At 73.3% G+C, this 13,649-nt stretch carries 16 protein-coding genes; 8 read left to right on the top strand and 8 right to left on the bottom strand.

The annotated features are described in order from the left end of the window. Nucleotides 1-3: 3 nt before the first annotated feature. Both ACZ6Y1_RS32475 and ypfJ read right to left on the bottom strand, forming a co-directional pair. Nucleotides 4-399, bottom strand: a complete 396-nt coding sequence (locus ACZ6Y1_RS32475) for a VOC family protein (RefSeq protein ID WP_469638299.1) — start codon at nucleotides 397-399, stop codon at nucleotides 4-6. A 63-nt stretch (nucleotides 400-462) separates the two neighbouring features. Continuing rightward, the gene (ypfJ, locus tag ACZ6Y1_RS32470; RefSeq protein ID WP_469638296.1) at nucleotides 463-1,353 is read right to left on the bottom strand and encodes a KPN_02809 family neutral zinc metallopeptidase; all 891 of its coding nucleotides are present in this window, start codon (nucleotides 1,351-1,353) and stop codon (nucleotides 463-465) included. 251 nt (nucleotides 1,354-1,604) lie between these two features. Here ypfJ and ACZ6Y1_RS32465 point away from each other — a divergent pair, with 251 nt between their 5' ends. From ACZ6Y1_RS32465 to amaP, 8 genes are all read left to right on the top strand, one after another. Continuing rightward, complete coding sequence (locus ACZ6Y1_RS32465) at nucleotides 1,605-3,203, top strand: ABC-F family ATP-binding cassette domain-containing protein (protein ID WP_469638291.1); 1,599 nt, start codon at nucleotides 1,605-1,607, stop codon at nucleotides 3,201-3,203. A gap of 371 nt (nucleotides 3,204-3,574) precedes the next feature. Next, nucleotides 3,575-3,796, top strand: a complete 222-nt coding sequence (locus tag ACZ6Y1_RS32460) for a helix-turn-helix domain-containing protein (protein ID WP_030010789.1) — start codon at nucleotides 3,575-3,577, stop codon at nucleotides 3,794-3,796. Nucleotides 3,797-3,970: 174 nt separating this feature from the next. Continuing rightward, nucleotides 3,971-4,750: an enoyl-CoA hydratase/isomerase family protein gene (locus ACZ6Y1_RS32455; RefSeq protein ID WP_469638288.1), complete on the top strand. Its 780-nt coding sequence runs from the start codon at nucleotides 3,971-3,973 to the stop codon at nucleotides 4,748-4,750. 154 nt (nucleotides 4,751-4,904) lie between these two features. Next, complete coding sequence (locus ACZ6Y1_RS32450; protein ID WP_469638285.1) at nucleotides 4,905-5,336, top strand: Asp23/Gls24 family envelope stress response protein; 432 nt, start codon at nucleotides 4,905-4,907, stop codon at nucleotides 5,334-5,336. 15 nt (nucleotides 5,337-5,351) lie between these two features. Next, the gene (locus tag ACZ6Y1_RS32445; protein ID WP_469638282.1) at nucleotides 5,352-5,537 is read left to right on the top strand and encodes a hypothetical protein; all 186 of its coding nucleotides are present in this window, start codon (nucleotides 5,352-5,354) and stop codon (nucleotides 5,535-5,537) included. Between the two features lie 7 nt (nucleotides 5,538-5,544). After that, nucleotides 5,545-5,946 (top strand): hypothetical protein, encoded by a 402-nt coding sequence (locus ACZ6Y1_RS32440; RefSeq protein ID WP_469638279.1) that lies wholly within the window; start codon nucleotides 5,545-5,547, stop codon nucleotides 5,944-5,946. Next, nucleotides 5,943-6,485: a DUF6286 domain-containing protein gene (locus tag ACZ6Y1_RS32435; protein ID WP_469638276.1), complete on the top strand. Its 543-nt coding sequence runs from the start codon at nucleotides 5,943-5,945 to the stop codon at nucleotides 6,483-6,485. Before ACZ6Y1_RS32440 ends, ACZ6Y1_RS32435 begins: the two co-directional genes overlap by 4 nt. A 7-nt stretch (nucleotides 6,486-6,492) precedes the next feature. Next, complete coding sequence (amaP, locus tag ACZ6Y1_RS32430; protein WP_469638273.1) at nucleotides 6,493-7,050, top strand: alkaline shock response membrane anchor protein AmaP; 558 nt, start codon at nucleotides 6,493-6,495, stop codon at nucleotides 7,048-7,050. A gap of 31 nt (nucleotides 7,051-7,081) precedes the next feature. On the opposite strand, the gene ACZ6Y1_RS32425 is transcribed toward amaP, so the two are convergent. From ACZ6Y1_RS32425 to ACZ6Y1_RS32400, 6 genes are all read right to left on the bottom strand, one after another. Then, the gene (locus tag ACZ6Y1_RS32425) at nucleotides 7,082-7,837 is read right to left on the bottom strand and encodes an SDR family oxidoreductase (protein ID WP_469638270.1); all 756 of its coding nucleotides are present in this window, start codon (nucleotides 7,835-7,837) and stop codon (nucleotides 7,082-7,084) included. 9 nt (nucleotides 7,838-7,846) lie between these two features. Beyond that, nucleotides 7,847-8,638, bottom strand: coding sequence for an SURF1 family cytochrome oxidase biogenesis protein (locus ACZ6Y1_RS32420; protein WP_469638267.1), 792 nt, complete (start codon nucleotides 8,636-8,638; stop codon nucleotides 7,847-7,849). 93 nt (nucleotides 8,639-8,731) lie between these two features. Further along, nucleotides 8,732-8,965, bottom strand: coding sequence for a hypothetical protein (locus tag ACZ6Y1_RS32415; protein ID WP_215139859.1), 234 nt, complete (start codon nucleotides 8,963-8,965; stop codon nucleotides 8,732-8,734). Nucleotides 8,966-9,089: 124 nt separating this feature from the next. Next, nucleotides 9,090-10,079 carry a DEDDh family exonuclease gene (locus tag ACZ6Y1_RS32410; RefSeq protein WP_469638264.1) on the bottom strand — a complete coding sequence of 330 codons (990 nt, stop codon included), beginning with the start codon at nucleotides 10,077-10,079 and terminating at the stop codon, nucleotides 9,090-9,092. Continuing rightward, nucleotides 10,076-12,754, bottom strand: coding sequence for an MXAN_6230/SCO0854 family RING domain-containing protein (locus ACZ6Y1_RS32405; protein WP_469638261.1), 2,679 nt, complete (start codon nucleotides 12,752-12,754; stop codon nucleotides 10,076-10,078). Before ACZ6Y1_RS32405 ends, ACZ6Y1_RS32410 begins: the two co-directional genes overlap by 4 nt. A 142-nt stretch (nucleotides 12,755-12,896) precedes the next feature. Further along, nucleotides 12,897-13,520 (bottom strand): TetR/AcrR family transcriptional regulator, encoded by a 624-nt coding sequence (locus tag ACZ6Y1_RS32400; RefSeq protein WP_469638258.1) that lies wholly within the window; start codon nucleotides 13,518-13,520, stop codon nucleotides 12,897-12,899. Between the last annotated feature and the right edge of the window lie 129 nt (nucleotides 13,521-13,649).

Genomic DNA, 13,649 nt, shown 5'->3' with positions numbered 1-13,649 from the left:
GCCTCAGACCTGCGGCGCGTACGTCCCGAAGCTCCAGATGTTCCCCTCGGCGTCCCGGGCCATGTAGTCGCGGGAGCCGTAGTCCTGGTCGGTGGGCTCCATCAGGATCTCCGCCCCGTGCTCGGCGGCCCGCCGGTGATGGCCGTCCACGTCGTCGACGAGGACGTAGACCCCCGTGGGGCCGGCGCCCTCCATGGCCTTGTCGAACACCCCGCCCCTGCCCTTGCTGCCCAGCATCACGACACCGTTGCCGTACGCCAGCTCCGCGTGCAGCACGGAGCCGTCCTCACCCTCGTACACCGCGACCTGGCTGAACCCGAAGGCTTCGGTCAGCAGCCTGATGGCCGCCTTGGCGTCCCGGTAGACCAGCGTGGGACAGATGGACGGAACGCCTGCCATGACGATCACTCCCTCTCGTGACGGTGACGCGCGTCACACCAGCATGGCAGGAGGGACCGACAGTCAGCGGAAGGTGTTGCACTGGGCCATGTCGCCCGTGCGGTAGCCCTGGTAGAACCACTGCTGACGCTGCTCGGCCGAGCCGTGCGTCCAGGACTCCGGGGTCACCCGGCCCTGGAACCTCTCCTGGATCCGGTCGTCGCCGACCGCCGCCGCCGCGTCGAGCCCGTCCCTGATGTCCTGGTCGGTCAGGCTGGTGATCAGCGGCCGGCCGGTGGACTCGTCCGGGGTCCTCGTCGCGTTGTGCGACCACACCCCGGCGTAGCAGTCGGCCTGGAGCTCCACCTTGACCGCGTTGCTGTTGGCGCCCTGCTGCCCGTCCTGCGCCCGCTGGAGCGTGCCCATCAGGTTCTGGATGTGGTGCCCGTACTCGTGGGCCACGACGTAGGCCTGGGCGAAGGGGCCGCCGCTCGCGCCGAACTTCGTCCGCAGCTCGTCGAAGAAGCCCAGGTCCAGATAGACCTGGCGGTCCGCGGGGCAGTAGAAGGGGCCGACCGCCGAGGTGGCCGCCCCGCAGGCGGTGTTCACCCGGCCGGTGAAGAACACCGTCGACGCCGGGGCGTACCGGCCGCCGCGCCTGGTGAACTCCTGCTTCCAGAAGTCCTGGGTGCTGTTGACCACCGCGACCAGCCGGCAGTCCTCGCGCGCGTTGGCGTCACGCCCCGTCCTGCACGTCTGCTGCACCTGACCGAGCGAGGACACGGCCGGCGCCGGCTCCTGGTCCCCCGAGGACAGCCCCAGCTGTTCCGGGCCCACTCCGAAGAGCAGCCCGAGGACCAGCGCGATCAAGCCGACGATGCCGCCGCCGACCGTGGCCCGCCCGCCGGGGATGCGGCTGCCGCGCACATCCTTGACCTCGGAGGTGTCCAGATCGGCGTTGTCGTCGAACTGCATCCCGCACCGCCCTCGCGATCCACGTGCCGCCCTGCGGCGAGCACCGACCCGTTCATCCTCGTACGTGCCCCCGCCCGCCGGTGCGATCGCTGGGCCGAACGGGGGACGCGGCGGCCGGGCCGGCGGCCCGGAAACCAGTTGCACACCCCCGGTAGAATGACTCCCATGGCAAATCTCCTCGCGGATTAGCGGCGTCGAAGCATCGCGTCCTGCCCCCCTTCCGCCGTCCCGACCCGCCCTGGAGTATTTCCGTGATCACCGCCACCGGCATCGAGCTGCGCGCCGGCGCCCGCGTCCTCATCGAGTCCGCTTCCTTCCGCATCGCCAAGGGCGACCGCATCGGCCTGGTCGGCCGCAACGGAGCGGGTAAGACCACCCTCACCAAGTGCCTCGCGGGCGAGGGGCAGCCCGCCGGCGGCTCCATCACCCGGTCGGGTGAGGTCGGCTACCTCCCGCAGGACCCCCGCACCGGTGACCTCGACGTCCTGGCCCGCGACCGGATCCTGTCCGCGCGCGGTCTCGACGTACTGATCAAGAAGATGCGCATGAACGAGGAGCGCATCGCCACCGGCTCCGGCGCCACCCGCGAGAAGGCGCTCAAGCAGTACGAGCGCCAGGAGACCGAGTTCCTCACCAAGGGCGGGTACGCCGCCGAGTCCGAGGCCGCGACCATCTCGGCCGCCCTCAGCCTCCCGGACCGGGTCCTCGGCCAGCCGCTGCACACCCTCTCCGGAGGCCAGCGCCGCCGCGTCGAGCTCGCCCGGATCCTCTTCTCGGACGCCGACACCCTGCTCCTGGACGAGCCCACGAACCACCTCGACGCCGACTCCATCGTCTGGCTGCGCGACTACCTCAAGAACTACCGCGGCGGCTTCGTCGTGATCTCCCACGACGTCGACCTCGTCGAGACCGTCGTCAACAAGGTCTTCTACCTCGACGCCAACCGCTCGGTCATCGACATCTACAACATGGGCTGGAAGCTCTACCAGCAGCAGCGCGAGGCCGACGAGAAGCGCCGCAAGCGCGAGCGCCAGAACGCGGAGAAGAAGGCCGCGGCCCTGAACTCGCAGGCCGACAAGATGCGCGCCAAGGCGACCAAGACCGTGGCCGCGCAGAACATGGCCAAGCGCGCCGAGCGCCTGCTGTCCGGCCTGGAGGCCGTGCGCGTCTCCGACAAGGTCGCCAAGCTGCGCTTCCCGGACCCGGCACCCTGCGGGAAGACCCCGCTGACGGCCGAGGGCCTGTCGAAGTCGTACGGCTCCCTGGAGATCTTCACCGACGTCGACCTGGCCATCGACAAGGGTTCCCGCGTCGTGATCCTGGGCCTCAACGGCGCCGGCAAGACCACGCTGCTGCGGCTCCTCGCGGGCGCCGAGAAGCCCGACACCGGCGAGGTCACCCCGGGACACGGCCTCAAGCTCGGCTACTACGCCCAGGAGCACGAGACCCTCGACCCGGAGCGCACGGTCCTGGAGAACATGCGCTCCGCGGCGCCCGACCTGGACCTGGTCGACGTCCGCAAGACTCTCGGCTCCTTCCTCTTCTCCGGCGACGACGTGGACAAGCCCGCGGGCGTGCTCTCCGGCGGCGAGAAGACCCGTCTGGCCCTGGCCACCCTGGTCGTCTCCTCGGCGAACGTGCTGCTGCTCGACGAGCCCACCAACAACCTCGACCCGGCCAGCCGCGAGGAGATCCTGGGCGCGCTGCGCACCTACAAGGGCGCGGTCATCCTCGTCACGCACGACGAGGGCGCCGTCGAGGCGCTGGAGCCGGAGCGGATCATCCTGCTCCCGGACGGCGTCGAGGACCTGTGGGGCCCGGACTACCGGGACCTGGTGGCCCTGGCCTGACCTCGGGCGGGCTCCCACCCCGTCCACGCGGTCTGATCCAGTTCCTTATGGATCATTCGGCTCAGAGGTGATCCATCATCTGAGTGAGACGGTCTGGTACCGGCCTACGACGTACGACGGCCCCGGTCGCACCCGGCAAGGTGTGTGACCGGGGCCGTCGGTCTTCCGGCGCCGCGCCCCTGACCTGGAGATTCCCGGTGAGGGCGAAGAAGTGTGACGGAAGTCATGCGCCGGAGGGGGAGATTCCGTTCTGCTCGGGTGTCCACCCCTCGGGGAATGCCGTCGTACCGACCTTGCGGAATGGGTGGCCAGGAAGCCGGGGAGGGGTGATCATGAGAAGTCCAGAGCGCACTTCCCATGAGGAGGCACGGGTGGCCGAGACTCTGAAGAAGGGCAGCCGGGTGACCGGCGCCGCGCGCGACAAGCTCGCGGCAGACCTGAAGAAGAAGTACGACTCCGGTGCGAGTATCCGGGCGCTGGCCGAAGAGACCGGCCGGTCCTACGGATTCGTCCACCGGATGCTCAGCGAGTCCGGGGTATCGCTGCGCGGCCGCGGTGGCGCGACGCGCGGCAAGAAGGCGGCTACGGCCTGACCTGACCCCGGTCCCATCGGTTCGAAGCAGTTCCGGTAGCTCCGGCAGTTCCAATGGTTCCAACGGTCCGGATGTACCTTCGGTGACCCCCGGTCGGCCTTGTGACCGACTGGGTGGTTACTGTGCAGTCACTTAGGCCGGGAACGCGGCCGACCGCACATCGGAGGCATTCGGATGGCTCTGCTCGACAAGGACGGCGTACGACTCACCGTCGACGACACCCTCGCCACGGTGACACTGACCAATCCGGCCAAGCGAAATGCCCAATCCCCCGCGCTCTGGCGGGCTTTGGCGGAGGCCGGACGGTTGTTGCCGGGCACTGTCCGGGTCGTCGTGCTGCGCGGCGAGGGCAAGTCCTTCTCCGCCGGACTCGACCGTCAGGCCTTCACCCCCGAAGGTTTCGAGGGCGAGCCGTCCTTCATCGATCTGGCACGTGGTTCGGACGAACTGCTCGACTCCACCATCGCCGAGTACCAGGAGGCGTTCACCTGGTGGCGCCGCAATGACATCGTCTCCGTCGCCGCCGTACAGGGGCATGCGATCGGCGCCGGCTTCCAGCTCGCGCTCGCGTGCGACCTGCGCGTGGTCGCGGACGACGTGCAGTTCGCCATGCGCGAGACCAGCCTGGGCCTGGTCCCCGACCTCGCCGGCACCCAGCCGCTGACCTCGCTGGTCGGCTACGCCCGTGCGCTCGAAATCTGCGCCACGGGCCGCTTCGTCCACGCCGAGGAGGCGGAGCGGGTCGGCCTCGCCAACCTCGTGGTCCCCGCGGACGAGCTCGACGCCGCCGTCCAGGACCTCGCCACGGCCCTGCTCGCCCCGCCGCGGGACGCCGTCATCGAGACCAAGGCCCTGCTGCGGGACGCACAGTCACGCCCGTACGACGACCAGCGCACCGCCGAGCGCGCCGCCCAGGCCCGCCGCCTGCGCGACCTGGCGGGCCTCTCGGACTGACGCCGCCGCCCGGAGTCGCCCCGGCCCCCGTGCCGTCCGCGCGCACCCGGACGGGATTCATCCGGGTGCGCGGCCCTGGGGGCGCCGTCCGGGCCGCGCGCTTACGGTGGTCGGGAGTCGTTCCTTCGAGGCACCTCATTCCCAGGGAGATGCGATGACCGAATCCGCATCAGGCAGCTCCGGCAAGGAACCCGGCGAGCGGGGCCGTACGACCATCGCCGACGGAGTGGTCGAGAAGATCGCCGGGCTGGCCGCCCGCGAGGTGCCCGGCGTGCACGCCCTCGGCAGCGGCAGCGGCCTGTCCCGCACGTTCGGCGCGGTCCGCGAACGCGTCCCCGGCGGGGCCAAGGCCGCCGTCAGCCGCGGGGTCAAGGCGGAGGTCGGCGAGGTCCAGACCGCCCTCGACCTGGAGATCGTCGTCGACTACGGCGTGGCGATCCGCCAGGTCGCCCGGGAGGTCCGTGAGAACGTCATCTCGGCGGTCGAGCGGATGACCGGGCTGGAGGTGGTCGAGGTCAACATCGCCGTCAGCGACGTCAAACTGCCCGACGAGCCCGACGAGGAGCCCGAGAGCCGTCTCCAGTAGCCGAGAGGAGCCGTAATGACGATGGCGGTCGCCGGCCTGTTCGCCGGCATGGCCCTGGGGTTCGCCGGATACTTCGGCGGTTTCGGAGCCTTCCTGCTGGTGGCGGCCCTCGGCGCGGTCGGTTTCGTCGCCGGGCGCTTCCTCGACGGGGACCTGGAGCCCGGGGACCTGTTCCGCCGCCGCGACGACCGGCGCGGGTGAGGCGCCCATGAGTGAGCCGCCGAGCGGTACGGCCGCCAGGCCGCCGGGCGCTCAGGCCCGGGCCACCCCGTCCCGGGTGGCCCCCGCCGACCGGGGATCCCTCCGGATCGCGGACGGGGTCGTCGCCAAGATCGCCGCGCAGGCCGCCCGGGAGGCGCTCCCGGCCCCCTCGGGCGCACCTCCGCACGCCACCGTCACCGTGCACCACGACATCGCCCGGGTCCGGGTCAGCCTGGAGCTCGACTACCCCGGCGACCTCGCGGCCCAGTGCGCGGCCGTACGGCGCCGGGTCACCCGGCGCGTCGAGGAGTGCGCGGAGATGTCCGTCCCCGAGGTCGACATCGACATCGAGCACCTGCACTCCACGCAGACCCGGCTCGCCGCCGGGCGCGACCGGCGGCTGCGGTGACCGCCCCGGCCCCCCGGTTCCGGTCCGCCCGGCGCATCCCGGCCGCCCTCACCGCGCTCGTCGTGCTCGGGGTCGCGGCCCTCTTCCTCTACGACCTGGCCGCCGTACGGACCCACCGCCCCGGCATGCGCTGGCGCCACGAGCTCGCCGTCCGCCTCGGCCGGCTCACCCCCGCGGACCTGGCCGTCCAGCTGACCGGCGCGGCCCTCGCCGTGGCCGGGGCGCTGCTCCTGTTCCTCGCGTGCACCCCCGGCCTGCGGCGGATCCTGCCGATGCACACCCCCGGCGAGACCGCCGGGGTGCGGGCCGGGCTCGGCCGCAGGGACGCCGCGCAGGTGCTGCGCGACCGGGCCATGGAGGTCCCCGGGGTGCGGTCGGTACGGGTCAAGGTCGGCCGCTCCCACGCCGTGGTGCGGGCCACCTCGCACTTCCGCGAGCTGGACGACGTACGGGCCGACCTGGACGAGGTGCTCGCCGTCGCCATCGGCGAACTGGGCCTCGCGCACCCGCCGAGCCCGCGCGTACGGGTCAGGAGGTGAGCGGGAGATGCTCGGGAAGGTGAACCGGATCCTGCTGGCGGTGGCCGGAGCGGTCCTGCTGGCCGCGGGGGCCGTCCTGCTCACCGGCGTACGGCCGCTGCACGGCCGGCACGCCCCGCTGCTCACCGCGCAGGACCGGGCCCGGTACGGACACGCCGAGGGCTGGTGGTGGTGGGCGGTGGCCGCCGGTCTCGCGGTGTGCGTCCTGCTGGCGCTGTGGTGGCTGCTGTCCCAGCTGCGGCGGGCACGGCTGGCGGCCGTCGAGGTCGACACCGGGGACGGGGCCTTCGCCGTGCTGCGGGGGCGCGCCCTGGAGGAGGCCGTCGCCGCGGAGGCCGGCGCCCTCGACGGCGTGGCCCGCTGCAAGGCCTCGCTGCGGGGCCGGCGCGGGTCGCCCGCCCTGCGGGTCGCCATCGAACTGGAACCCCACGCCGTGCCCGCGGACACGCTGTCGGCCCTCGCGGGCCCGGTCCTCACCCACGCCCGTACCTCGGCGGCCCTCCCCGGACTCCCGGCGGAGGCCCGCCTCAAGGTGACCTCCCACCGGGCGCAGCGGGTGGTGTAGCCCCCGGGGAACCGGCCCGGGGGCCGACGGGTCAGAAGCCGTGCCGGGCGCCGCCGTCCACCGGGAGCATCACACCCGTCAGGTACGAGGCGGCGGGGGAGAGCAGGAACGCGGCCGTGCGGCCGAACTCCTCAGCGGTCCCGTACCGGCGCAGCGGGATCCGGGCCTCGTTCCCGGCGCGGGCCGCCTGCGCGTCGCCGGACAGCGCGTCGAGCTCGCGCACCCGGTCGGTGTCGATCCGGGCCGGGAGCAGGCCGACGACGCGGATCCCGCGCGGGCCCAGATCCGCTGACAGGGACTTGGCGAAGCCCGCCAGGCCCGGCCGCAGGCCGTTGGAGATGGTCAGCCCGGGGATCGGCTCGTGCACCGAACCGGACAGGACGAAGCCGATGACCCCGCCCTCTCCGAGCTCGGCGGCGGCCGCGCGGGCGAGGCGGACCGCCCCCAGGAAGACCGCGTCGAAGGCGGCCGACCACTGCTCGTCGGTGTTGTCGGCGGCGAGGCCGGGCGGCGGGCCGCCGACGCTGACGAGGATCCCGTCGAAGCGGCCGAAGTGCTCGCGGGCTGCGGCGATGAGCCGGCCGGGCGCCCCGGGGTCGGCGTTGTCGGCGGCCACGCCGACCGCGTCGGGGCCCAGTTCGGCCGCGGCGTCGGCCGCCCGCTTCGCGTCCCGGCCCGTCAGGACGACCTTCGCGCCGTCGGCGACCAGTTCGCGGGCGGAGGCGAAACCGAGGCCGCGGGTCGCGCCGGTGACTACGTAGACACGGTCTTTCAGTCCAAGATCCATGCCGACACGCTACGCGGTCGCGGGCTCGGCCTCCACGGCCGCCGCCTTGGCCGCCTCCTCCTCGCGGTCGCGCTTCTCCCGCCGTACGAGCACCAGCCAGCCCACCGGCACCGCGGAGGCGAACAGCCACCACTGCACCGCGTACGCCATGTGCGCCCCGATCGAGTCGTGGTCGGGTTCGGCGATGATCTCGGGGCCGTCCCCCCGGGGGGCCGGAGCGGTGAGCTCCATGTAGCCGCCGAGCACGGGCCGGCCCAGGTACTCCGCCTGCTGCGCGCTGTTGATCAGCATCACCTGGCGGTCCGGCAGGCCCTTGCGGTCCTTGATGCCGCTGCCGCCGCTCGTCTCGTCGGCCTTCAGCCGGCCGGTGACGGTGACCTCGCCCGAGGGGGCGGCCGGCACCGGCGGATAGGCGCGGGGGTCGTCGCCGCCGGGCACCCAGCCGCGGTCGACCAGGACCACCCGGCCGTCGCCGAGGACGAGCGGGGTCACGACGTGGAAGCCGACCTTGTCGTCGTTGGAGGTCCGCATGCGTACGGCCACCTCGTGCGCGGTGTCGTACGTGCCGGTCGCTGTGACGGCCCGCCAGACGTCCGGGCGGGGGACCTCGTGCCCGGGGGAGGTGACCTCCGCCACGGGGACCGGCTTCGCCGCCAGGTTCGCGGAGATCAGCTCGTTCTGCGCGACCCGGTGCACATGGCGGTGGTACTGCCAGAACCCGAGCTTGATCATCACGGGGATGAGGACGAGGGCGACGAGGGTGAGGCACACCCACTGCCGGGTCAGCACAAAGCGGTACACGCCGACGACGTTACCCCCAGCGCGGAAGACCCCGGCGGCCGGGTGGCCGTCCGGGGTCGGGAGGAAGAACGGGGGGATGGGGGTGCGGGTGTGTCAGACGCGGTCGACGATGCCCACCTTCCCCTCCGCGCGGGCGCAGTGCGCCCCGCAGAACCACTGGCCCTCGACCTCGACGCCCTGTCCGATGATCTGGACCCGGCAGTGCTCGCAGACGGGCGCCATGCGGTGGATGGCGCAGGAGAAGCAGTCGAAGACGTGCACCGCGCCCTGCGCGTGCACTTCGAAGGACATGCCGTAATCGTTTCCGCAGACCTCACAACGTGCCATGCGCCGAATGCTGCGCACGGCGGAGGACCGGAACAAGATCCAGCGGGGTGAGTCGCCGCGCCTGCACCCACCCGGCGCAACGCCCCCGCTCGGGACTCCGCTCGGGACTCCGCTCGGACTCCGCTCAGGAGTCCGCCGGGGACTCCGCCTCCGCCACGTCCCGCAGCAGCTGGGTGAAGGCCGCCTCGTCGACGACGGGGGTCCCGAAGGCCTTCGCCTTCACCGTCTTCGAGGTCGCCGAGTCGGGGTCGTTCGTCACCAGCAGGCTCGTGAGCCGCGACACACTCGTGGCGACGTGCAGGCCCGCCTCGACCGCCCGGTCCTCCAGCAGTTCCCGCTCCACCGACGTGTCGCCGGAGAAGGCGATCCGCATCCCCTGTTTCAGCGGCTTGCCGTCCTCGTAGCGCCCCGGGTTGGGGTACGGGCACGGCGGCCGCTTGCGCGAGGGCCGCCAGCTGCTGTTGCCGTACGAGGACTGGTAGCCCACCCGCGGGGTGGCGGCCGAGTCCGACCACTCCGTCAGCGGCCGGCACTCCAGCAGCGGAAGCCGTACGCCGGTGCGCGCGGCCGCGTGCAGGGAAGGGCGGAACGCCTCGGCGAGCACCCGGGCGTCGTCGAGCGCGTGGTGGGCACGCTGCTGGACCACGCCGAAGTGCGCCGCCAGCGACTCCAGCTTGTGGTTGGGCAGGGGGAGGTTCAGCTCCTTCGACAGGGCGATCGTGCACAGCCGCTGGCGCACCGGGGCGGTCACCTCGGCACGGGCGTACTCCCGGGCGATCATCTGCCAGTCGAAGATGGCGTTGTGGGCCACCAGCACCCGGTCCGCGAGCCGCTCCGCGAACTCCCCGGAGACGTCCTTGAAGAGCGGGGCGTCGGCGAGCATCGCGCTCGTCAGACCGTGGATCCACACCGGCCCGGGATCGCGCTGCGGGTTGACCAGGGTGTACCAGTGGTCCTCGACGTTGCCCTGCGCGTCGAGCCGGTAGACGGCGGCGGAGACTATCCGGTCGTCGCGAGCGAGCCCGGTGGTCTCCACGTCGACGACCGCGTACCCCTTGGGGTACGCGGTCGGCCACGTCGTCTCTGCGGTCGTACGGTCGGCGAGCATGGTCACAGAGGATATCGGCCCCGACTGACAGCCGTGGCCGCGCTGTCCGCCCGGCCCAGCTCCGCCAACAGGTCGTCGGCGCCCGCCCGGGCGAACTCGCCTGAGACGTCGGCAGGTCCGGGGAACAGCCGGTACGCCGTCCCCGAAGCCCCCGCCGGGGCCGCACCCGCGTGCACCGTCGCCAGGAACACCCGCCTGCCCGCCGCCACTTCGGCGGCCTCCGCGTCGGCGTCCGCCGACGCGCGCCGCTCCTGCGGAGGCTCCAGGGCCGAGACCCGGGCGGCGAAGGCGGCCGCCGGCTCGCCGTCCCCGGCCCGGTACAGCCACAGCTCGCCGGGCAGTGCCGGATCGGCGGCCCGGCGTACGACGGCCACCTCGCGGGAGCGTGCCGCGGCCCGCCACACCGCCAGGTCCCACATGCTCGTACGCACACCGGAGCCGAAGTGCTCCCACACGTCGCGGGCCACGCGGCCCAGCCGGTCCCCGTGCGAGGCCACGCTCTGGAACCCGCCCGACGGGGGCAGGTGGACGTCCGCCCACAGCGCCCGGCGCGAGGACAGGTCCACCACCATCGGCATGCAGACCCGCGACTGCCCGGCCAGGTCGAAGCGCCGGCGGACGGTGCGCGGGTCGTACGAGGAGTCGCGCGGGCGGTCCGCCGGCAGGGCCATGAAACCGGCGAAGGCGTCCGGCAGCTCGTCGAAGGGCACGTTGTTGTAGCTGAAGACCATCGGGACGGCGAACGCGTCCCCGCTCGACGCGAGCGCGGCCAGGTCCAGGTCCACGTACTCCGTGGCGCCGTCCGGAGCGGGCGCCGAGGTCAGGTCGCCCGAATGGATGGCGGCCCCGCGCGGCCCGTGCCGCAGGGTGGTGTAGTCGCACACACCCGTGAACCGCCACTCGGCGTCGAAGAAGGCGACGGACAGGTCCAGGTCGGTGATGTCGCCCGCGGGCTCCGTCCAGTGCAGGAACAGCCGCAGCACCTCGCCCGCGGGCAGGAGCTGCGTACTTCCCCGGGGCACGGCCACCAGCGCCCTCGCGGCGGTGCGCTCGCCGAACGGCACGGTCAGGTCCGCGAGCCCCGAGTCGAGGACGGCCAGTTCGTACGGTTCCCCCTCGGCCGCCGCGAACCGGCGCAGCACCTCGCCCTCCAGCCGGGCCACGACCTCCCCGGCGAGCGGCGCGGGCAGCGGGGCCCGCTCCTCGCGGGCCACCTGGGCGCGGGCGACCTGGCCGCCGGGGAAGAACACCCGGCGCCCGCCCCTGCGGTCCTCGGTTCGGGACCGCAGCGCGCCGAGCGCGGACAGCAGCGGGCCCGCGCCGACGGCGGGCAGGGCGCGTTCCAGTGCCTTCTCCAGCTCGGGGACGAGCTTCTCGCCCGGGTGCAGGCGCAGCAGATGGTCGAGGCGGCGTACGAGTTCCCCCGGGCGCTCCCCGGCCAGAGCGGCGGCCGTCCCCGCGTCCCCGTCGGCGAGGGCCTCCTCCATCCGGCCGGCCCAGGTGGCGGGGCGGATCCGGTCCCCGTCCACGCGGACGGCCTCCGGGTGCGCGGCGGCCGTCTCCAGCAGCGCCGTACCGAACGGGGTGGCGGCCGACACGGTGGTGCCCCGCAGCACGGCGAAGGCCAGCGCGGCCCGCGGGTGCCGGGCGTGCCGCTCGAAGGGGTGCAGACGCTCCGCGGCCCGCTTCCAGGCGACGGGGTGCCGCAGCAGGTCCTCGACCAGGTACTGGGTGTTCAACCCGTCGAGCACCGCGAGCAGTTCCCGGCGCAGCGGCCGCCCGATGTTCGCGAACCGGGGCAGCGGCAGCAGGCCCGCATCCCCGCCCGAGACCACCGCGAGCAGCCGCAGCACGTCGGTGGCGGTGGTGAGCCGGGCGGCGAGCAGCGCCCGCGCCGCGTCCTCGGTCCGGCTCCCGCCCAGCAGCCCGCCGAGGACCAGCGCCTTCGTCTCCCGTACGGGGATCTCCTCGGGGAGCCAGCCGAGGCCGGCCGGGGCGGAGGGGATCAGCAGGGCCAGGTCGCCTCGCTCCTCGGGGGAGAGCGGGGTCTGCCGGGCGAGCAGCGAGGCGACCACGCGGCCGCAGTCGCCCGCCGGATCGGTGCCGAGGCGCAGCAGCCGCAGCGGGCCCGCCGGCGGGTTCGCGGCCTTGCGGCGCGGCCGCGTGGCACGCACGTCCCGGTCCGGGCGCAGGAAGGGGTCGGCGGGGTCGACGCGGCGGTTGCAGACGGGGCAGCCGGTGTAGTCGGCGCCGTCCCAGCAGGTGCGGCACACGAGGTGGGCGCAGGGCGCGACGGGGTGGACCGATTCGTGCTCGCCGCAGAGCACGCACGGCTGCCCCGGATCCTGGAGCAGCAGGGCGAGGACCCGGCCGACGTACCAGCGCTCGGTGTCGTGCGGCACGGAGAAGGGGAAGCGGCGGAAGAGCGGCCTGTGCACCCGGTCGGCGCCCATCCGGGCGTCCACCAGCGCGAGCAGCCGCAGCCGCTCCTCGGCGAGATCGGGCGGCGCGAGTGCCGACAGGGCCGCGTGCAGCTCCGCGGTCAGCGCGTGGCCGCGCTCCAGGAGTTCGCCCTCCAGGGGCCGGACCCCGTCGCGGCCGGGCAGCGGAGCGGCGGCCGGCGGCCGGCCGACGTACACGGTGCCGAGCCGGCGCAGCAGGACGGACTCGATGGCAGACACTGGTGGATCCCCCTCGGACATGGCGAAGCGGGGGCGGAGAGTGGGCGCGCGGGATCTTCAGTAGAGGTGAGAAGGATGCACGCCGGGGAGCCGCCCCCGCGCGTCCGATCCCACCACGGTTGCGCGCGCCGCGGCAAACCGATTAGCCGCGCGGTGGCAGCAGGGTCGAGGTCAGGGCCTGTACGGAGAGCAGGAACAGCCGCTCCGGATCCGCCGGGCGGGCCAGGGCGCGGGCGAGCGCGGGGTCGTGCGGAGCCGTGGCCGGATCCCACAGCTCGCTCTCGGCGGGGGACTGGGCGGGGGAGCGCTCGCGATTGCGCTCCACGAGAAGGAAACCGACGATCTGGAACTGGATCGCGCGCACCACGTCGGCCGCCCGCGCCCCGCGCAGCCCCGCGACGTGCACCTCGTGGACCAGCGCCTGCTGCGCCGGCAGGAACATCCGCTCCGTCAGGCCGCGTTCGTGGACCATCGCGATCAGGTGCGGTCGCGCGCGCAGTTCGCGGCGCAGGATCCGGGCCACCGACAGGATCCGCTCGGCCGGGCCCGGGCCGGTCGGCCTGATCGCGCCCATCTCCTGCACGGTGCGCTCCACGAGGGCGTCCAGCAGCTGCTCCCGGTTGCCGACGTGCCAGTAGATGGAGGTCACCGCGGTGTCCAGCTCGGCGGCCAGCTTGCGCATGGTGAGGGCGGCCGGACCGTGCTGCTTGACCAGGGACGCGGCGGCGTCCAGTACCTCGTCTCGGGTCAGCGCGCTTCTGGCCATGGATCCGGTCCGCCAATCTGTCGCATCGTCAAGAACTGGCACAGCGTCAGTTCTCTGCGTGCAGGGGTCTTTACCCTTCATCGGCGCCGGTGTAACTGTGTTACAGAACCGACTCCCGCTCAAGACGAG

It is taken from the genome of Streptomyces sp. NPDC053432, from assembly GCF_055585365.1.
Note: the sequence above shows the minus strand (reverse complement) of the source record. Positions and strands in the feature narration are given on the sequence as shown.